At 30.3% G+C, this 20,116-nt stretch carries 19 protein-coding genes; 17 read left to right on the top strand and 2 right to left on the bottom strand.

Annotated elements, in window-relative coordinates; translation table 11 throughout:
- Positions 1-2 precede the first annotated feature (2 nt).
- The 17 genes from ACTU6T_RS02660 to ACTU6T_RS02580 all read left to right on the top strand — a co-directional run bounded on the left by ACTU6T_RS02660 (position 3) and on the right by ACTU6T_RS02580 (position 17,741).
- Positions 3-2,483, top strand: coding sequence for an exopolysaccharide transport family protein (locus ACTU6T_RS02660; protein ID WP_460219719.1), 2,481 nt, complete (start codon positions 3-5; stop codon positions 2,481-2,483).
- Position 2,484: 1 nt separating this feature from the next.
- Positions 2,485-3,072, top strand: coding sequence for a sugar transferase (locus ACTU6T_RS02655; protein ID WP_460219718.1), 588 nt, complete (start codon positions 2,485-2,487; stop codon positions 3,070-3,072).
- 2 nt (positions 3,073-3,074) lie between these two features.
- Positions 3,075-4,367 carry a nucleotide sugar dehydrogenase gene (locus ACTU6T_RS02650; protein WP_460219717.1) on the top strand — a complete coding sequence of 431 codons (1,293 nt, stop codon included), beginning with the start codon at positions 3,075-3,077 and terminating at the stop codon, positions 4,365-4,367.
- A complete protein-coding gene (locus ACTU6T_RS02645) occupies positions 4,367-5,344 on the top strand; it encodes an SDR family oxidoreductase (RefSeq protein ID WP_460220736.1) in 978 nt (325 codons plus the stop codon). The genes ACTU6T_RS02650 and ACTU6T_RS02645 overlap by 1 nt, the downstream gene beginning before the upstream one ends.
- Before the next feature lie 109 nt (positions 5,345-5,453).
- Positions 5,454-6,317, top strand: a complete 864-nt coding sequence (locus ACTU6T_RS02640; RefSeq protein WP_460219716.1) for an ABC transporter permease — start codon at positions 5,454-5,456, stop codon at positions 6,315-6,317.
- A gap of 92 nt (positions 6,318-6,409) precedes the next feature.
- Positions 6,410-7,660 (top strand): ABC transporter ATP-binding protein, encoded by a 1,251-nt coding sequence (locus ACTU6T_RS02635; RefSeq protein WP_460219715.1) that lies wholly within the window; start codon positions 6,410-6,412, stop codon positions 7,658-7,660.
- Positions 7,654-8,475: a sulfotransferase domain-containing protein gene (locus tag ACTU6T_RS02630; RefSeq protein ID WP_460220735.1), complete on the top strand. Its 822-nt coding sequence runs from the start codon at positions 7,654-7,656 to the stop codon at positions 8,473-8,475. The genes ACTU6T_RS02635 and ACTU6T_RS02630 overlap by 7 nt, the downstream gene beginning before the upstream one ends.
- Positions 8,476-8,479: 4 nt before the next feature.
- Positions 8,480-9,130 carry a sulfotransferase gene (locus ACTU6T_RS02625; protein WP_460219714.1) on the top strand — a complete coding sequence of 217 codons (651 nt, stop codon included), beginning with the start codon at positions 8,480-8,482 and terminating at the stop codon, positions 9,128-9,130.
- Between the two features lie 3 nt (positions 9,131-9,133).
- Positions 9,134-10,210, top strand: a complete 1,077-nt coding sequence (locus ACTU6T_RS02620; RefSeq protein WP_460219713.1) for a DegT/DnrJ/EryC1/StrS family aminotransferase — start codon at positions 9,134-9,136, stop codon at positions 10,208-10,210.
- Positions 10,207-10,857, top strand: coding sequence for an acetyltransferase (locus tag ACTU6T_RS02615; RefSeq protein WP_460219712.1), 651 nt, complete (start codon positions 10,207-10,209; stop codon positions 10,855-10,857). Before ACTU6T_RS02620 ends, ACTU6T_RS02615 begins: the two co-directional genes overlap by 4 nt.
- Positions 10,854-11,765, top strand: a complete 912-nt coding sequence (locus ACTU6T_RS02610; RefSeq protein ID WP_460219711.1) for a glycosyltransferase — start codon at positions 10,854-10,856, stop codon at positions 11,763-11,765. Before ACTU6T_RS02615 ends, ACTU6T_RS02610 begins: the two co-directional genes overlap by 4 nt.
- Complete coding sequence (locus ACTU6T_RS02605; RefSeq protein WP_460219710.1) at positions 11,762-12,688, top strand: putative capsular polysaccharide synthesis family protein; 927 nt, start codon at positions 11,762-11,764, stop codon at positions 12,686-12,688. Before ACTU6T_RS02610 ends, ACTU6T_RS02605 begins: the two co-directional genes overlap by 4 nt.
- Before the next feature lie 6 nt (positions 12,689-12,694).
- Positions 12,695-13,609 (top strand): glycosyltransferase family 2 protein, encoded by a 915-nt coding sequence (locus tag ACTU6T_RS02600; RefSeq protein WP_460219709.1) that lies wholly within the window; start codon positions 12,695-12,697, stop codon positions 13,607-13,609.
- A 17-nt stretch (positions 13,610-13,626) separates the two neighbouring features.
- Positions 13,627-14,544 (top strand): glycosyltransferase, encoded by a 918-nt coding sequence (locus ACTU6T_RS02595; protein ID WP_460219708.1) that lies wholly within the window; start codon positions 13,627-13,629, stop codon positions 14,542-14,544.
- 97 nt (positions 14,545-14,641) lie between these two features.
- A complete protein-coding gene (locus ACTU6T_RS02590; RefSeq protein WP_460219707.1) occupies positions 14,642-15,868 on the top strand; it encodes a glycosyltransferase in 1,227 nt (408 codons plus the stop codon).
- A gap of 3 nt (positions 15,869-15,871) precedes the next feature.
- The gene (locus ACTU6T_RS02585) at positions 15,872-16,762 is read left to right on the top strand and encodes a glycosyltransferase family A protein (RefSeq protein WP_460219706.1); all 891 of its coding nucleotides are present in this window, start codon (positions 15,872-15,874) and stop codon (positions 16,760-16,762) included.
- A 166-nt stretch (positions 16,763-16,928) separates the two neighbouring features.
- Positions 16,929-17,741, top strand: a complete 813-nt coding sequence (locus tag ACTU6T_RS02580) for a polysaccharide pyruvyl transferase family protein (RefSeq protein WP_460219705.1) — start codon at positions 16,929-16,931, stop codon at positions 17,739-17,741.
- Positions 17,742-17,745: 4 nt separating this feature from the next.
- Here the strand turns inward: ACTU6T_RS02580 and ACTU6T_RS02575 are convergent, their stop codons facing one another.
- Complete coding sequence (locus ACTU6T_RS02575; RefSeq protein ID WP_460219704.1) at positions 17,746-18,666, bottom strand: hypothetical protein; 921 nt, start codon at positions 18,664-18,666, stop codon at positions 17,746-17,748.
- A 3-nt stretch (positions 18,667-18,669) separates the two neighbouring features.
- A complete protein-coding gene (locus tag ACTU6T_RS02570; RefSeq protein ID WP_460219703.1) occupies positions 18,670-20,106 on the bottom strand; it encodes an MBOAT family O-acyltransferase in 1,437 nt (478 codons plus the stop codon).
- Between the last annotated feature and the right edge of the window lie 10 nt (positions 20,107-20,116).

Here is a 20,116-nt window from a genome sequence, read left to right as displayed (position 1 = left end):
ATATGGATTATAATACACACGAAGAATATGATTCGGCTGAATCAGGTCGCGTAAGTTTTGATTTTAGAGGATATCTATTCAAAATTCTTAACCTATGGAAACTCGTACTGCTTTGTATTGGGACAGCACTTCTTATTGCTTATTTTATAAATGTAAGAAAGCAAAATGTTTATAAGTTAGATTCTCTGATTTCAATAGAGAATGATCAAAATCCTTTTTTTACTGCAAATACTAGTATTTCCTTTAATTGGGGTGGAGTGTCTGGAAAAGTGAGTAAGATTATTACGGCTATAAAGACCAGAACTCATAATGAAAAGGTGGTTGATTCATTACAGTTTTACATGCAATATTTAACTCAGGGAAAATACAGAAAACAAGATGTTTACAAAAAAGTTCCATTTAATTTTATCTTAGATAAATCAAAACCTCAGGTATTAAATTATCCTATAGGAATTCGCTTTTTAAATGATAATGAGTTTGAAGTATTTACTGAATTTGAAGGTTCAAGCCGAAGAGCTCAATTGTATGATGATAAAACATATACTCGTGTCACTGTTCCTACAGGTGTTTTCAAAAAAACGTTCAAACAAGGAGAGCAAATAGATTTGCCTTTTTTTAATGGTCGTCTTCATGTTAAACCGTCATTGCGAATTAAGGCTGGAGCAGAATTTTTTATTCAATTTTCTAGTTTTGATGGCATTGTTCATAGATACAAGGAACGCATTATCATTGCGCCTTACTCTCCTTCTGCATCTTCAGTTTTGAGACTGCAGTTGGCAGGAAATAATAAGGCTAAAATTGTTGATTATTTAAATGCTACTTCTGCAATTTTGAGCAAATCAGAATTAGAAAGAAAGAACTTATATGCGACAAATACAATCAAGTTCATTGACAGTAGTTTAGCCGCTGTTAATTCTAATCTTAGCGATGTAACTGATGAGATGAATAAATTCAGGAAACAAAACAAAGTGTTCAATGTTACAGACGAGATTTCTCAAATCTCAAATCAGTTAAAAAACTATGATTTGACAAAAGAAGAAGAAGATCTAAAATTAAACTACTTGAATAATTTAGAAACCTATTTAAATACTAAAACTGATTATACTGAAATTGCAGCGCCAACAAGCGTTGGAATTGAAGAGAGTAATATTTTAAATAGTGTTTCAAAAATTATCGGATTGGCCGCTGAGCGTCAGAACCTTGAATATACAACAAAGGAAGGGTCTGGTTTATTTAAGGATTTGGATAGGAGAATTGATGCTGAAAAGAATGTGCTATTAGAGACTATAGATGCCACCAAAAAAACCATTCGTATTAGGCTTTCAACAATTAATAGAAGTATTGCAAATTTAGAAGCCAAATTATCAGATTTACCAGAGGATCAACAGCAGTATTTAAAGATTCAAAGAAAATTAGATATAAGTCAAGAAGCATATGATGTATATACAGCAAAAAGAAGTGAAGCTGCAATTGTAAAAGCAGCAAATATTTCTGATATTACGGTAATTGATGAAGCTAAAGATATTGGTGGAGGATTAATTGGGCCAAACAAGTCTCTTAATTATATGATGGGCTTGATGATGGGCTTTTTTATACCTATGTTTTTAATTTTTGTATTGTTTTTGCTTGATAATACAATTCATGGTTCGGATGAAGTAGAACAATTATCTAAAATTCCAATTTTAGGTTTAATTGGAAAATATAAATACAAGAATAATTTAATTGTTTTTGAAAAACCTAAATCAGCAGTAGCTGAATCTTTTAGGTCTATTCGTTCGAGTCTACAATTCTTATACAAAAAACAAGGGAAGACAGATGGAAAAACTTTAATGGTAACTTCATCTGTAAGTGGAGAAGGGAAGACGTTTTGCTCTATAAATATGGCTACGGTTTATGCCTTGTCAGGTAAGAAAACGATTTTATTGGGGCTAGATTTGCGTAAACCAAAAATCTTTGGCGATTTTGATATTAACAATGATAAAGGTATAGTTAATTATTTGATCGAAGAAAGTACATTCGAAGATGTTAAATACACCACTCATATTGAAAATCTTGATGTTATTCCTTCAGGACCAGTACCTCCAAACCCTTCTGAACTTTTAATGAGTAATCAAATGAGTGTTTTGATAAATCAATTAAGAAAAGACTATGATATGATTGTGCTTGATACGCCTCCTCTAGGCTTGGTTACTGATGCACTAGAATTGGTCCAATTTGCCGATGCTACAATTTTTATGGTGAGATTAGATTTTACAAAAAAAGGGATGTTATCTTTGATTAATGCAAAATATCGAGCTGGAGAGGTTAAAAATATTAGCTTTGTACTAAATTTTTATAAGCATAAAACTAATCATAATTATGGTTATGGCTATGGTTACGGTTATGGCTATGGTTACGGTTATGGTGTTTATGGGAATGCATATCATGAAAGAGATAATGATAGTTTCATGAGACGTATAAAACGTTTTTTAAAACGTATTTAGTGTGATTAAAAGAAGGCAACTTTTAGTAAAGCGGATTTTCGATTTCTCATTATCGGCCGTTCTATTTCCTTTATTTCTGTTGCCACTTATTTTTCTCGTTGTAATTTCAACTTTAGATACTAAAAAGTATGGCATTTTTTCTCAATTACGAGTTGGCCAGCATGGGAAGTTATTCAAGATTTATAAATTGCGAACTCTTAAAGAAGAAGTCCATGATCTAGGTCATCTAGATAGAAGTGCGACACGTTTTGGTAAATTTTTGAGGCATGCGAAAATAGATGAACTTCCTCAGCTATTTAATGTCCTAATTGGAGATATGAGTTTTGTAGGTCCGCGCCCAGATGTACAAGGATTTGCAGATCAGTTAATTGGTGAAGATAGAATTATTTTAGAGGTTAAACCAGGAATAACAGGTCCAGCTACACTCAAATATAAAGATGAAGAAACCATTTTGTCGCAGCAATTAGACCCAGAAACATACAATAGAACGATTATTTGGGTAGATAAGGTTGAAATCAATAAAAAATACGTGCAAAATTGGAGTTTTTATTTAGATTTGAGCTTTATTTTAAAATCTATACTTAACTGAAAATGAATACTAATAAAAAAATCACCATTCTTGGACTTGGATACGTGGGTTTGCCACTTGCTGTAGAATTTGCTAAGAAATTTATGGTTGTTGGATTTGATATTAACGAAAAACGTATCAATGAGCTAAGAAATGGCGTAGATAAAACCTTAGAGGTTGAAGATGATCATTTGAAATCTGTTTTAACGTCTAATGAAAATTCTGAAACTGGATTGTTTATTACAAATGAGCTTAGTCATATATCAGACTCTAATGTTTATATTGTGACTGTTCCAACACCAACAGATGAACTAAAAAGGCCTGTTTTTACTCCATTGATTAAGGCAAGTGAGAGTGTTGGGAAAGTTCTTAAAAAAGGAGATATTGTAATTTATGAATCTACAGTATATCCTGGCGTTACAGAAGATATTTGTGTGCCTATCTTAGAAGAGCAATCCGGTTTAAAGTTCAATAAAGACTTTTATGCGGGATATTCACCGGAGCGTATAAACCCGGGTGATAAAAAACATACTGTTACAAAAATACTTAAGGTAACTTCTGGTTCAACACCTGAAATTGCAAAGGTGGTTGATGATTTATACAAGTCAATTATTGTTGCTGGGACTCATTCGGCACCTTCAATTAAGGTTGCAGAAGCCGCTAAAGTTATTGAAAATTCTCAACGAGATATTAATATTGCTTTTGTAAATGAATTGTCTAAAATTTTTAGATTATTAGATATTGATACTAAAGCTGTATTAGAAGCTGCTGGTACAAAATGGAATTTTATTAAATTTTCTCCTGGATTAGTAGGTGGACATTGTATAGGGGTAGATCCGTATTATCTTGCCCAAAAAGCTATAGAATCTGGATATAACCCTGAAATTATTCTAGCAGGTCGTAAAATGAACGATAGTATGGGAGGTTATGTGGCTCAGGAGACAGTAAAAATGATGATAAAAAAGGGAGCTCGAATTAAAGACTCTAATGTGCTTGTTCTTGGGATTACATTTAAAGAAAATTGCCCAGATATTAGAAACTCTAGAGTTATAGATATCATTGAAGAATTTGAAACTTTTGGTGTCAATGTTGATGTTTACGACCCTTGGGCGTCCAAAGACGAAGTTGCTCATGAATATGGTTTTGAATTATTAGAAAAAGATTCTCAATTGAAAACCGATTATGATGCTATAATTTTAGCAGTATCTCATAATGAATTTTTAAAGCTAGATCTTAAGACTTTGAAATCTGATATCGGAGTTATTTTTGATGTAAAATCATTACTTCCTAAACATTTAGTAGACGCAAGATTATGATGTACGAAAATCAATATCACAATCAAGATTTAAGTCAATTGTCATTCCTTATTACAGGAGGAGGTGGATTTATTGGCTCAAATATTGTAGAATACCTTTTGAAATATAATGCCAAAAAAGTTCGTGTTTTGGATAATTTTTCAAATGGTCATAGAAAAAATTTAACCGAATTTCACTCAAACCCGGCTTTCGAACTTATTGAAGGCGATATCAGAGATTTACAAACATGTAAAGATGCAATGCAAGACATAGATTATGTGTCTCATCAAGCAGCTTTAGGTTCTGTTCCTCGTTCTATTAATGACCCAGCAACTACAAATAATGTAAATATTTCTGGGTTTTTGAATATGATGATAGCTTTAAAAGACTCTTCAACAGTGAAACGTATGGTTTATGCGGCTTCTAGTTCAACCTATGGAGATAGTAAAACGTTGCCTAAAGTTGAAGATAATATAGGAAATCCATTATCTCCTTACGCAGTTACTAAATTTGTAAATGAGCTGTATGCCGATGTGTTTGGAAAGACTTATAATACAGATGTTATCGGTTTAAGGTATTTTAATGTTTTTGGACCTAAACAAAGTCCAGATGGCGCATATGCTGCGGTGATTCCATTGTTTATGCAAGCGTTAAAGGATAATAAATCTCCAAAAATCAACGGAGATGGTGAGCAAACTAGAGATTTTACATTTGTAGATAATGCTGTTCAGGCTAATATACGTGGTTTTTTTGCTTCTGAGCAGGCTAAAAACCAGGTGTTTAATGTGGCTTGTGGAGAACGTATTAGTATCAATTATCTTTGGGATTCATTAAAGGAATCTGCAAATTCTGATATTGAAGCAGTTTATGGACCAGCACGTCAAGGTGATGTTAGGGATTCTTTAGCTAATATTGATAAAGCAAACTCTTTAATGAATTATAAACCAATGTATACAGTTAGAGAAGGATTAAAGATTACTTGGAACTCCTTTAAATAGAGGTTTTCTTTGTTTTTTAGCCTCTAAGTAATTTGAAACTTTTTAAAGGTTATTGTTTCAATATTAAGGCTTGATTGTTTATATTAGCGAGAATGATAATTGACACACATTGAATACTACCGAAGACGAAGATTGGTTGTATACCATTTCATCAAAAAGAAAACTTATTGACTTCAATTTTAAGGAGATATGGCGTTATCGTGATCTTCTCTTTTTATTTGTAAAGCGTGATGTGGTTACAGTTTATAAGCAAACAGTTTTGGGACCACTATGGTATCTGATTCAGCCATTGTTTACAGCACTTACATTTACAATAATTTTCAATAAAGTTGCCAATATTGAAACAGGTACTGTTCCATCATTTCTTTTTAATCTCGCAGGAGTTTCTATTTGGAATTATTTTAATTCCTGCCTCAGCGCGACTAGTGATACGTTTAAAACAAATGCAGCAATTTTTGGTAAAGTGTATTTTCCTAGAATTATTGTGCCATTATCCATAATTATATCAAATTTGTTAAAGTTTGGTATTCAGATGTTTATATTTATTATATTTTATATATACTATCTAACTCAGGGAGCAGCTATTCATATTGATTCAACAATTGTATTTTTTCCATTTTTAGTCTTCTTAATGGGAATACTTGGTTTGGGTATTGGTATGATTGTATCTAGTATGGTAACCAAATATAGAGACTTAAAGTTTTTAATAAGCTTTGGTGTTCAACTATTGATGTATATTTCTGCAGTTATGTATCCTTTGGCGTTAATGAGAGAGAAATTGCCAAGAATAGCATGGATTGTTGAGTATAACCCTTTGGCTTATATTATCGAAACTACGAGATATATACTATTAGGTTCTGGTACTTTGAGTATGTCAGGGATATTATATACTATATTTATGACATTATTCATTTTGTTTTTTGGAATTATTATCTTTAACAGAACTGAAAAGACATTTATTGATACAGTTTAAAGTTTATTCTATTAAATTAGATAGAATGTATAAAGATTTGTTATGTGCAAAAACTTATAAAATCTTCCATAAGAAAATTATAAAAACTTAACATGGGTATAATTTTAAAGGCTAATAATATTAGTAAACAATATAGACTAGGACTTATTGGGACTGGTACTATTAGTCATGACTTAAATAGATGGTGGGCAGGTATTCGTGGTAAAGAAGACCCTTATTTAAAAGTAGGTAGCGTTAATGATAGAAGTGCAAAGGCTAGCAGTAATTATGTATGGGCTTTACAGGATGTGAATTTTGAAGTCAAGAAAGGAGAAGTATTAGGAATTATTGGTAAAAATGGGGCTGGTAAAAGTACCTTATTGAAAATTCTATCTAGAGTTACGATACCTACTACTGGTGAAATTAAATCTAGAGGTCGAATTGCTAGTTTATTAGAAGTTGGAACTGGTTTTCATCCAGAATTGACTGGGCTTGAAAATATTTATTTAAATGGTGCTATTTTGGGAATGACCAAAGAAGAGATAAAAAAAAAGCAGCATGAGATTATAGAGTTTTCGGGTTGTCAAATGTATATTGATACCCCTGTAAAGCGATATAGTTCGGGTATGCGTGTTAGACTAGCTTTTGCTGTTGCAGCTTTTTTAGAACCAGATATTTTAGTTGTAGATGAGGTATTAGCCGTTGGTGATGCCGAATTTCAAAAAAAAGCTGTAGGTAAAATGCAAGATATTAGCAAAAGTGATGGGCGCACTGTACTATTTGTAAGTCATAATATGACAGCGGTTAAAAGTTTATGTACTCGAGCACTAGTTTTAGAACACGGTAAAATAGTTTTTGAGGGAGAAACTGATGACGCAGTTGATTTTTATTTAAAAGAAAGAGTTTTATCAGATAAGATTGATTATCGTAGGTTGTCATCATCAAAGATTGAAATTAAATCGATTATTGTTTTTGCAAAAAACAAAAGCGTTGAAAAACCTATATATATGGATGATATAGTGGTTTTAAAGGTTGATTTTTTAAAAAATAGTAGTGAAAATATTGGGTTAAACATTAGGATAAAAGATGATGCTGAAAACTTTCTTTTTACTCATGGAAGTTTAAATGATTTTGATAACAGTAAAGATTTGGGAGAGTTATCATATGAAATAGAAATGCCGAAAAACCTATTCAATCAGGGAGAATTTCTAGTTGATTTTGGTTGTGTAATAGGAAAATCATTTCATTTTATTGAAGAAAACCTTTTTTCTTTTATTATTAATCCTAAGGATAAGATGATTGGAAGCTATATGGGGAAATCTAAAGGAGCGTTTAAGTTAGAGTTAAATTGGAAAAAATGCTAACATTTGGTAGACTTAAGCCAAGTTTTATGATACTAGGTGTGCAAAAAGGAGGAACAACTTCTTTACATGATTACCTCATACAACATCCTAAGATTTTAGGACCCAAAAAAAAAGAATTACACTTTTTTGATTCCTGTAAGTTATTAAAATTAAGCGCTTATCATGATAATTTTCCAAATAGAATAGTATCGAATAAAATTTCTTTTGAATCTACTCCCAGATATTTGTACTACCCTGGTACGGCTGAAAAACTTAAAAATTATAATTCTAATTTAAAATTCATAGTCGTTTTACGTGACCCTGTTAAACGAGCTTTTAGTGCCTGGAATATGTATAAGCAAATGATTGAAAAGCCACACATGAGACGTTTCTTTTTTGAAAATGAAAACAAATGTTCCCAAGAAAGATTATATACCTACTTTATTGATGAAAAGTTTCCAAATTTTCTTGAATGGGTCACTTTTGAGATAGGATTAAAACCCCTAGAATCAAAAAAAATCATTGAACCATCAATTGTTAGAAGAGGGTATTATAAAGATCAAATAATACATTATTTAAAATATTTTGAGTTGAGTCAGTTTATGTTTATTAATTCTGATGACTTATTAAATATGACTAAAAATGTTTTAACTGAGGTGTTTGATTTTCTTAATTTAGAAATGATAGATTTGAATAAAATCGACTTAAGTATTAAACATAAGAGAGAATATTCTGAACATATTGACCCTATATCAAAAAAGTTATTGAACGCTCATTATAAGATTAAAAATGAAGGACTTGAAGAGTTAATTGGTAAAACACTAAACTGGAACTAATTTTATGATGAAGTTATTTAATAAGAATAGCGGCTTAAAGATATTTTGTGTTGGACTTAATAAAACAGGAACAACTACTATTGAAAAAGTTTTAAGTGACTTTGGTTATAGATTAGGACAACAGTCTGAGGCAGAACTTCTTGCTCGAGATTGGTATAATAGAGACTTTAAAAGAATAATTAAATTTTGTTCAACTGCTCAGGCCTTTCAAGATATTCCTTTCTCGCTACCTTATACTTATGCCTTTTTAGATGAGCATTTTAAAAATGCTAAGTTTATTTTGACAGTTAGGGATAATCCTAATCAATGGTATAATTCCATTACAAAATTTCATTCAAAATTATGGGCAAATGGACATGATTTGCCTACAATACAAGATTTAAAAAATGCTAAATATCGATATAAAGGATTTGCTTATGATATAAATAGATATATGTTTAATACACCTAAAGAAGCTCCGTATTTCAAGGATACTTTAATTGAGTATTATAACAATCATAATTATTCTGTTATTGAATACTTTAGAAGTAGGCCAGATAGGCTTGTGATAATTAATGTTTCAGAAGAAAAAGATTATTTAAAATTGTGTAACTTTCTTAATAAAAAACCAATCCATAATGGATTCCCGTGGGAGAATAAAACAAGTAATATTTAGTTTATGATCAACGTAACCAAAACTTTTTTGCCGCCAATAGAGGAATATCAGGCTATTTTGAATTCGGCATGGGAAAAGGGCTGGATAACAAACAGAGGTGCATTAGTTTTAGAGTTAGAACATAAATTAAAACACTATTTAAATGTAAACAATATTATTATTACTAATAATGGAACGATTCCATTACAAATAGCATTAAAGCTATTTGGTGATCAAGGTGAAATTATAACAACACCATTCTCTTATGTGGCAACAACTTCCTCCATTATTTGGGAACATTGCAAACCTGTTTATGTGGATATTCATCCTGAATATCTAACTATAGATGAAACTAAGATAGAAGCAGCAATTGGGCCTCAAACTAAAGCTATATTAGCAACCCATGTGTTTGGTAATCCATGTCATGTAGAGGTTATTGAAACCTTAGCAAAGAAGTACAAATTAAAAGTCATTTATGATGCAGCACATTGTTTTGGTGTGACATATAAAGGAAAGTCTATTTTTAACTTTGGAGATATTAGTACCTGTAGTTTTCATGCTACAAAATTATTCCAAACAGGTGAAGGTGGTGCTATGTTTTGTAATGATAAAAAAGTTTATGATAAACTATATTATAGCCACAATTTTGGTCACGATGGTCCTTTAAATTTTCATGGTTTAGGTATTAATGGTAAAATCTCAGAGCTTCAAGCAGCTATGGGACTTGCGGTTTTTCCATATTTAAATACAATATTTAAATCGCGAAAATATGTAGTGGATTATTATTTTGAACACCTAAAAAATGTAAATGTAAAATGCTTAAAAATTAGAGCGCATACGAAATGGAACTATAGTTATTTTCCAATTATTTTTGAGACAGAAAAAATATTATTAAAAGTTGAAGAGACTTTAAAAGCACAAAAGATTTTTCCAAGGCGTTATTTTTATCCTTCATTAAATTTATTGCCTTACGTAGAGGGATCAGTTATGGAAATTTCTGAATCTATATCGTCTAGGGTTTTATGCTTACCTCTATATGTAGGTATTGAAGAATTTCAATTAAGTAAAATTGTAAGTATTATAAAGCAAGAGTTAAAATGATAATAGTTGGAGCCAAAGGTTTAGCAAAAGAATTGTTGCAGATTGTTTCTGTTGATATGAAGTTTCCTGATAAGGATATTGTTTTTTTCGACAATATAACTCAGGACTTAACTCAAAGGATATACGATAGATTTGAAATTTTAAACTCTTATGAATCAGTAGAAGCCTATATGTCTAAATCTGAAGCTAATAGTTTTGTATTAGGACTTGGTAATCCAAAACTAAGAGCTCAACTCTTTAATCAATTTATTCAGTTTGGAGCTAAGCCCCTATCAATTATTTCCAACACTGCTGAAATAGGGCATTTCGGAGTAACAATTAATGAAGGAACATCAATTATGTCTGGAGCAAGAATATCTAACTCAGTAAAAATTGGAAAGGGTTGCTTAGTATATTATAATTCTATTATAACTCATGATTGTAAAATCGGTGACTTTGTTGAGGTGTCTCCAAACGTAACAGTTTTAGGTAGATGTAATATTGGTGATTATACAACTTTAGGGGCCTCAAGTGTGATTTTGCCTGATGTAGTTGTTGGGAAAAATGTAACTGTTGGAGCAGGAACAGTTGTTACAAAGGATGTTTCAGATAATTGCACAATTATGGGCGTTCCTGGTAGGGTTGTTTTAAAAGAAGAAAATAAATGATGGTTTCAGTTTGTATGATTACTTATAATCATCAAGAATATATTTTACAATCTTTAACAAGCATTTTAAATCAAAAATGTAATTTTGAGTTTGAAATTATATTGTCAAATGACTGTTCTACAGATGCAACAAATACCATAATACAAGACTTTGTAAAGCAACATGACTTGCACAAAAAAATAAGATATTTTAATCAAAAAGAGAACTTAGGTATAACTCCAAATTTTATTTTTGCAATAAAACAATGTCTTGGTAAATACATAGCTATTTGTGAAGGAGATGATTTTTGGACTGACCCTTTAAAATTGCAAAAACAAGTCGATTTTTTAGAGCAGTATTCTCATTTTTCAGGTATAGCTACAAACGCTTTAGTAACCTATGACAATTCTAAAAGAGAACATTTATTCAAAGCTAAAATAAAACCTGTTTTAGAAACGAATGATTTATTGGAAGCTAGGCATTTTCATACTGCAACTTTTATGTTTAAAAATGAGAGTTTTAAGGAGGATTTTCCTGAAAAAATATTGTCTGCAGATAGAACATTGTTTTTATTGGTATCTTGTTTTGGCCAAATAAAAGTATTGAATGATGTTACCGCAGTATATAGAAAAAATGATGGAGGAATCTCTAGAAAAGTGACATCAACACAAATGAAATTAGATTATAAAATTGTCAATTTTATAAAAAAATACAATTCAGAATTTAATGTCGATAAACTTAAAAGCTTCATTTCAACAACGGTCTTGGATTACTCATTTAAAATTTATTTTTTAGATTTTATTAAAGCTTCTTTTGTGCTTGTTTTGTATAGGGTTAGAATGGCTAAAGACATGAAAAGTAAATTTGTTTCTATAAAAAAGAGTTTAAGAATTATTAAAAATAATCTAGATAAAGTTATTTTAAATTGAAAGCTGTAGAAAAATATAAACGTACCTTATTAGGGTTTCTTAAATCTTTTTATCCTGTAGATAAATTTTTGTATTTAAGACATCTTTCTCACTCAAGAATGCATTCAGACGATTTTATATTAATTTATACAATGGGCAAAGTGGCCTCTACATCTGTATTCAAATCTTTAAAAAAAACGTTTCCCAACAGAGATATTTTTCATTTGCATAGACTAAATTCTTCATATCTCAATGAGAGAGAACAAATGATAAAGCGTGAGTTTTTTGGAAAAAAGCAATACTCAAAGCATCTTACTACAGATTTACTATGGAAACCTCAATGGGTTAAGGCAATTGTCAAAAAAAAGGATTTTGAAACCTTAAAACTCATAACTATTGTTAGAGAGCCTATTAGCAGAAACATATCATTATTTTTTCAATGGATAGATTTTAATGAAAATGAGGATAGCTATAATTTTAAATCAAGAAATAGAAATTACCCATTCAATGTTACTACACCAAAGCATGATTTGTCAAAACTTTATGAATTATTCTATAATAAATTTGTTGTAAATTCCCATTTAGAATGGTTAGATTCTGAAATGAAACATGTTTTTAATTTAAATCTTTTAGATATCTCTTTTGATAAAAGTAAAGGCTATACGATGTATAATAATGATGATGTTGAGTTGTTAGTGTTAAAGTTAGAAAGTATGAATGATTGTTTTCAAATAGCAATGAAGGGATTCTTTAATCAAGATATTGAACTCATGTCTGCAAATATAGCAGCCAATAAAGATATTCATAAAGTTTATGTCGATTTTAAGAAGCAAATAAATCTTCCAAAAGATTATTTGAACCAGATTTATGACTCAAATTATATGAAACATTTTTATACAGAATCTGAAATTAATAGCTATAAAAATAAATGGTTTAAAAATTAATATGAATTGGTTTATATAGTAATAGTAACATATAATGGTCTAAAATGGATTGATAAATGCTTGAAGAGTATAGACTTTGATAGCTATAATGTTGTAGTTATTGACAATGCTTCTAATGATACAACGGTATCTTATATTAAAAATAACTATCCAAGAGTTATATTATATGAACAACAAAGAAATTTAGGTTTTGGACAGGCCAATAATATTGGTATTAAGCATGCCTTAAATGCAGGTGCTAATCATGTCTTTTTGCTTAATCAAGATGCCTATTTAATAGACGCAGTTTTAGATAAATTGGTGGATTTTCAAAAACAAAATTCTCAATTTGGTATTTTAAGTCCTATACATGTTACTAGAAACAAGAAAGCATTGGAAAGAAGTTTTTCTAAATATATGCGACAAGAATTGACTGGGCAGTTTTATTCAGATTTTGTACTTGATAATCCCATTTCTTCAGCATATCAAGTTCCATTTGTTAATGCTGCTGCATGGTTGATTTCACGTCAATGCATAGAAAGAATTGGTGGGTTTGATCCTTTATTTTTTCATTATGGAGAAGATGATAACTATTGTCAACGAGCTAATTATCATAGCTTTAAGGTTGGTGTTTTGCCAAAAGTCTATGTCATTCATGATCGTGAGCAGAAAAAACAAATAAAGCCTCCAAAGTTTAGTCCAGACTATTTTAAACATATTGAGAGGTCATATAAAATTACTTTTGCGAATATAAATACAGAAAATGAACTCAATTTACTTGAAAATAAACTGCGTAATTCTATTTTTAGACTTCAAACAAAATTGAAGTTTAAGCAGGCGGCTGGGTTTAAAAGAGAATTAGCACTTTTATTAAGAATAAAACCGTTAATTAAAAAAAGTAGAACCATCAATAAAACTAGAGGAATGCATTATTTACAATAGTACATTTTTTAATAGGCATGAATACATCATTACCATTAGTAAGTATAATTATTCCATCTTATAATTCTAAAGATTATATAGCAGAAACGATTAATAGTGCTTTATGTCAAACCTACAAACCTATTGAAATTATTGTTGTAGATGACGGGTCTACAGATGAAACTTGCCAATTGTTTGCAGAATTTGAAGCCAATGGAATTGCTTGCTATCAAATTGAAAATGCTGGTGCTTCTAATGCGCGTAATTTTGGATTAAAAAAAGCTTCGGGAGACTATATTCAGTTTTTAGACGCCGATGATATATTAGATAAGTTTAAAATTGCCAAGCAGATGGAGTTAATGATTGCGAGTAAAGCAGATGTATGTTATACACCCTGGATCGACTTTAAAAAACAAATAGGGGATTCTCAATCACAATTCAAATTTTCACACTTGAACCATAATATGAAAAGGTCAGGTATAGAGCTCATGATTAGCTTCGGTCAAGACAATTGGTTCATACCAACAGTGTCTTGGCTAGTAGATAAAAGATTGATTGATTTAGCTGGAATCTGGGATGTAGAGATGTTAATTAATAATGACGGAGAATATTTTTCAAGAGTTTTGTTTTGGGCAAAGCTAGTAGTTTGCTGTAATACTCCTCTAGCTTATTATAGATTGACTCCTAATAGTTTAAGTAAATTAAATAGCGTGCCTAAAATAGAAGCGGCATTTAAAAGTTATCAGAAAATAGAAAAATTACTTGCTCCAATTAACAATATTAATTTAATGAGTTACCCTAAACGGCTATATTACAAACAATATACGTTTACAAAAAAAAAATACCCTGCATTAGCAAAAAGAGCAGCAATTCATTTTGACCAAATTAAGGCGCCTTGTTTTTTAAGTCAGCAAAAAAAAATACTGGAAATTTATTGGTATTCTTGGACTATATAATGGGACTAAAATTTATAAGATGTTATTACCTATTCGAAATATGTTTAGAAAAAAATAAATAACAACATATGAGTAATAATAGATAACTAGTTAATCAATGAAAAAAATTTGCTTCGTATTACCTGTTTTTCCGGCCGTTTCTGAAACGTTCATAACGAATCAAATTATTCAGTTAAAGCAAAAGGGTTACGATGTAGTAATTCTAACTCATAAGTTGCAATCGATAGAAGAATCGTCGCAAAAGGAATTAATACTGAAATACGATCTATTAAAAAAAGTGATTGAGGTTGATTATGAAATCCCAATATCTAAGCTAAGCCGCTTAATTAAAGGTCTTTTGCCAATTGTTAGATATTTAAAAAGCTGGGTAAAAACACCCAATATTTCATTTAGACATCGATTCATTAATTTGCCTTACCTCCTAAAGTTTTATGGTAAATTAAGGCATATTGATGTATTTCATATTCAGTTTGCTGTTGGAAGTAGAGGGATTGCTGAAATGACAGAAAATGGCTTGTTGAATGCTAAAGTTGTCACAACCTTTCATGGCTATGACGCGCATTATTCTAATGAAAACCAATTAAATAGTTTGAAAGCCAGATATAAGACTTTGTTCGATATTTCAGATTTTATAACCGTAAATACTGGATATTTGGTTCCTAAAGTTATTGCCCTAGGTTGTGATAAACAGAAAATCAAGACTATTCCCATGGGAATTGATGTTAACTATTTTAAATCGACCGATGTAAAGCAACTGCCTTTAAATGATGTTGTTCATTTGATTTCTATTGGTCGCTTAAAAGCACTTAAAGGTTTTGAGTTTGCAATAAAGGCAGTGAAATTATTAATAGATCAAGAGGTAAAAGTGAATTATACTATTGTTGGTGTTGGAAATTTATACAATCGATTGCAAGCGCTAATAACACAATTGGGCCTAGATAATGAGATTCAATTGGTTGGGAAAAAAAGTCAGGACGAACTAAAAACACTTTTAAAAACTCATCACATTTATTTAATGAGTTCAATTACAAACGCAAAAGGGCAATCTGAAGCACAAGGTCTTGTAACTGCTGAAGCTCAAGCTTTAGGTTTGCCTGTTGTGGCATTTAATTCTGGAGGATTGTCTGAGACTATTCTAAATAATGAAACCGGTTTTCTTGTACCAGAAAAAAATATTGAAGCTTATGCAAATGCAATTTTAAAATTAATTAATGACCCAGATCGTTATCAAGAAATGAGTAATCTTGCTAGAGATTTTGTTGTTGAGAAGTTTTCTAATGAATTGATGACATCTCGCTTTATAAAACTTTATAACGCCAATTAGAATATGGTAGAAGATCCTTTAGTTTCAGTTGTTGTTCCAATTTTTAATAGGAGAGATCTATTAATGAATACACTAAAGTCTGTGAAGTGTCAAACATTTTCAGATATAGAAGTATTATTAATTGATGATGCATCTGAAGAGATTTTCAACATTAAAGAATTTGAAGATTTTTTTGAACATATTTCTGTAACCTATCATAAACTGAAAATAAATGGAGGACCAGGAAAAGCCAGATCTATTGGAAGAAATTTAGCTAAAGGAAAATACATAGCGTATTTAGATTCCGACGATTTATGGGAATCAACTTTTCTAGAAAAAACGGTTGCAGTGCTTAAAAATGATTCTAGTATTTCGATGGTCTTTACAAATGTGTTATTAAAAAGAAAAACCAATGCTTCCCTACGTTTATCATTAAAATCAGGAATATATGATTTTTTCGATTTAACATTCGAAACAAAAATCTATTGGGCTACAGGAGCTGCCTTGTGGAAAAATGATATTAGTTTAAGTAGTCATTGGTATAGCTTTAGAGACCATGAAGATTATGTTCATGATATTTTGAGCTTAATTAATAAGCCAAAAATTTATCATATTGAGGAAGCCTTGTGTATTGTTAATAAAAATGAAGTGCTTGGTATTTCAAGATCTAATACCCAAATGCTTAAAAGTCTTTCGCTAATTTCAAAATCAAAAAAAGTATTTCAAAAATTCTCTGAAAATAACAAGAAAGACTTGTTTTTAAGTTTTGTGTTTTGGCGATTATCTAAACGACATTACAGAGTTGGTGATCTTTTTTCTCTTTTTTCTCTATATATAAATCTAATGAAATGGTCTAAGGATAAAAAAGATTTAACTATTACTTTTTTGAGATTAATCAAACATAAATTAAAATAATTAAGTGCTATTAAAAGGATGGTAGATAAGTGTCAATTACCAAAATATATTTTTGATAACTTTACTTTTTTTGAACTTGGTTTACATTATTAGGGTCAAGTTAGTGCTAGAGGCATTTAACAAAACACGAATCACAAATTAATTACTATTAATGAGATAAGTATATATGTTTAATAAACTACATGCATATTGGTATTCCATGGAGAGGGATGATAATAAAAATAATTATGGAGATGCTCTAGCACCTTATATAATAACAAAATTATCTGGAAAAAAAGTGAAACGATATATTCCAAAAAAGTATCACTTTAATTTTTTTATCAAACCATATTTTACGGTTGGAAGTATTCTCAAAACAGTAGATAAGAATTCAATAGTTTGGGGTAGCGGTATAAAAAAGAGAAATGTAAAAGTGAAGAATGCTACTTTTTGTGCCGTTAGAGGTCCATTAAGTAGACAAAGATTATTGGAACTTGGACACGACGTCCCTGAAATGTATGGAGATCCAGCATTGTTAATGCCACAGTTTATCTCAAATAATGAAAAACAAATTTATGATTTAGGGATTATACCTCATTATGTTGATTATGAAAACATGATAGCCAATTTCCCTGGTGATGATAAATATCAAGTTATAGATTTTATTACTGATGATGTAGAGAAAACAACTAAGGAAATTCTAAAATGTAAACGTATTATTTCTTCTTCATTACATGGTGTTATTGTTGCTCATGCTTATAATATTCCGGCATTATGGGTGAAATTTTCAGATAAGGTTACAGGTGATAACGTTAAATTTTTTGATTACTTTGAATCAGTAGGTATAAGTTATAATAAAGAGTTTTCTTTTAATCCAGATAAGGAACCTCTCACTGAATTGATAAGTTTATTAAATGAAAATCAAGATTCGCTATTGGCAGATGAGAAATTATTAAAATTGAGACAGAAGCAATTAATAGAAAGTTGTCCGTTTATATAATTTGTTAATTCTTATTTGTTGAGGATGATTTTGTTGATTTCCGATTAATTTGGTTTTCAAACCATTTTGAAAATTTTAGAGCTCCTTTGTAATTGAGGTGCTGTAAATCACCGTATTCAGAATCTTCCAAAATAAAATCCTTAAAATCTAAAAAAACAATATCTTTAAAATGCTTTTCGCGATACTTTTGGAATAGAACTTCATATTTCCTACCGATGAATTTTGAATGATAAGGACTTCTTACAAATTGAATATTTATGCTTTTAAGGTTACATAAATCAATCATTTTTTTTAAATATTCAATATCATAGAGCGATGTTTTTTTCTGCTTTTCCGAATACTGAGTTTTTACATCATAGCTTAAAGTGTCTAGAATTGATGCCATATGATTCCATTTTACACGACGGTAACCTCCAATGGAGTCAATAAAATTATATTCATTGTTTACGATTCTGTTAAGGTTGCGTTTTAGCCCTTTTAGTAAGGCCTGTTGATACCCCATATGGTTTTTGGTGGCAAGTATTTTATGATCAGAAAAATTGAAAAAAGAAAGGTTATTAGGGACTTGATGTTTAATAAAACGATCTTGCCAAATTTTTTCATCTTCTCTAATAAGAATAGTTGTTGGATTTAGTTCTATAAATACGGTATTTATTTGCGGGTTTTGTTTTAAAACTTGTTTAAGTTTTTGGTAACTATAAAAATAAGATTCTCCTGAATTTGCTAAATTTTTAAACTGAGATATTAAAGTGTCATCAAAAGCACATTCAGGCTGTGAATTACCTAATACTATTTTTGTAATATGCGGTGAGAGTTTGAAGTTTGCATGTTTATTAATTGCATAGCTACTAATAGCTACAAGGATTCCCATACTTCCATATAAAAATAAAAAAAAGAGTAACGTTTTTTTTAAAAAGACCTTCATGACTTAAAACTGAAAATAGATAAATGCTTGTTCGTTTCTATTAAACCAAAAAATAACAATAATTAAAATATAATAAAATCCTAACCTAATTGGGCGCTTCCATTTTATTCCTATCGATTCAATTGCATACTGATTGCGTCTTCCAATCCATTCTATGACAAGAAACAAGGTGATCAGAAAAATTAAATATGTTGGTCTAATTTCTGGTATTGAGAATATAGACCAATCACATAGCTCTTTTAAATAGCTTAGGGCATGACTAATACTTTCAGCTCTAAAAAAAATCCAAGCAATAGTGGTTAACCCAAATGTAAGCAGTATACCTAATAGTTCTTTTGTTGAAGGCCAGTTTTTGTCATGGGCAACAACATCTAAATGGCGCCTGTTTTGTTTGGCTAATAATAATGGTAAAAAATAGACCGCGTTAAGCGCTCCCCAAACTATATATGTCCAGTTGGCGCCATGCCAAAATCCGCTAATAATAAATATTATAAATACATTTTTTATCACCTTTAATGTTGTGCCGCGAGATCCTCCTAAAGGGATGTATAAATAGTCTCTAAACCAAGTAGATAAGGAGATATGCCATCGACGCCAAAACTCAGCAATATCTCTTGAAAAATATGGAAAAGCAAAGTTCTGTTTAAGATTGAAACCAAAAAGTCTGGCCGTTCCAATTGCAATATCTGAATATCCTGAAAAGTCACCATAAATTTGAAAAGCAAAAAAGATAGCTCCTAGAAGTAAGGAACTTGCTGTATATTCATAATGATTGTCAAATATGGTGTTTACAAAAACAGCACAATTATCAGCAATAACTATTTTTTTAAAGAATCCCCAAAGCATTTGTCTCAAACCATCCACGGCTTTATGCTGGTTAAAAACTCTTTTTTTGTAAAACTGTGGTAATAAGTTAGTGGCTCTTTCAATTGGACCTGCTACAAGTTGTGGAAAGAAACTAACAAATGCTGCGAAAGCAATAATGTCTTTAGTAGGTTCTAGCTTTTTTCGATAGACATCTATAGTATAACTTAATGTTTGAAATGTATAAAAACTAATACCAACAGGCAGGATGATGTTTAAAGTGTTGGTATTAATTGGAGATCCAAAAAAGGAAAATACCGAAATGAAGTTGTCTAAGAAAAAATTGTAATATTTAAAGAACCCTAAGAATCCAAGATTAGCAAAAACACTAAACCATAAGAGCACTTTTCGTTTATTATTGTTTATCTCTTTTTTAAGGTATAATCCAATGGTGTAGTCTATGAGAGTGCTAATAATAATTAAGGATAGAAAGCGCCAATCCCACCAGCCATAAAAAACATAACTAGCTAGGACAATTAAAAAGTTTTGAAGTTTTAATTGCCTGTTAGTAACAAACCAATACAATAAAAATACAAGTGGTAGAAATAAAGCAAAATCAATCGAATTAAATAACATAATTATATTT

The organism is Psychroserpens citreus, assembly GCF_055686305.1.
Note: the sequence above shows the minus strand (reverse complement) of the source record. Positions and strands in the feature narration are given on the sequence as shown.

What these genes read in the sequence shown, in the direction of transcription:
- ACTU6T_RS02620 (WP_460219713.1), top strand. Translation starts at nt 9,134, where the DNA reads ATGATCAACGTAACCAAAACTTTTTTGCCGCCAATAGAGGAATATCAG.
- ACTU6T_RS02570 (WP_460219703.1), bottom strand. Translation starts at nt 20,106, where the DNA reads ATGTTATTTAATTCGATTGATTTTGCTTTATTTCTACCACTTGTATTT.
- ACTU6T_RS02610 (WP_460219711.1), top strand. Translation starts at nt 10,854, where the DNA reads ATGATGGTTTCAGTTTGTATGATTACTTATAATCATCAAGAATATATT.
- ACTU6T_RS02575 (WP_460219704.1), bottom strand. Translation starts at nt 18,666, where the DNA reads ATGAAGGTCTTTTTAAAAAAAACGTTACTCTTTTTTTTATTTTTATAT.
- ACTU6T_RS02595 (WP_460219708.1), top strand. Translation starts at nt 13,627, where the DNA reads ATGAATACATCATTACCATTAGTAAGTATAATTATTCCATCTTATAAT.
- ACTU6T_RS02590 (WP_460219707.1), top strand. Translation starts at nt 14,642, where the DNA reads ATGAAAAAAATTTGCTTCGTATTACCTGTTTTTCCGGCCGTTTCTGAA.
- ACTU6T_RS02645 (WP_460220736.1), top strand. Translation starts at nt 4,367, where the DNA reads ATGTACGAAAATCAATATCACAATCAAGATTTAAGTCAATTGTCATTC.
- ACTU6T_RS02650 (WP_460219717.1), top strand. Translation starts at nt 3,075, where the DNA reads ATGAATACTAATAAAAAAATCACCATTCTTGGACTTGGATACGTGGGT.
- ACTU6T_RS02615 (WP_460219712.1), top strand. Translation starts at nt 10,207, where the DNA reads ATGATAATAGTTGGAGCCAAAGGTTTAGCAAAAGAATTGTTGCAGATT.
- ACTU6T_RS02635 (WP_460219715.1), top strand. Translation starts at nt 6,410, where the DNA reads ATGGGTATAATTTTAAAGGCTAATAATATTAGTAAACAATATAGACTA.
- ACTU6T_RS02580 (WP_460219705.1), top strand. Translation starts at nt 16,929, where the DNA reads ATGTTTAATAAACTACATGCATATTGGTATTCCATGGAGAGGGATGAT.
- ACTU6T_RS02630 (WP_460220735.1), top strand. Translation starts at nt 7,654, where the DNA reads ATGCTAACATTTGGTAGACTTAAGCCAAGTTTTATGATACTAGGTGTG.
- ACTU6T_RS02625 (WP_460219714.1), top strand. Translation starts at nt 8,480, where the DNA reads ATGATGAAGTTATTTAATAAGAATAGCGGCTTAAAGATATTTTGTGTT.
- ACTU6T_RS02585 (WP_460219706.1), top strand. Translation starts at nt 15,872, where the DNA reads ATGGTAGAAGATCCTTTAGTTTCAGTTGTTGTTCCAATTTTTAATAGG.
- ACTU6T_RS02660 (WP_460219719.1), top strand. Translation starts at nt 3, where the DNA reads ATGGATTATAATACACACGAAGAATATGATTCGGCTGAATCAGGTCGC.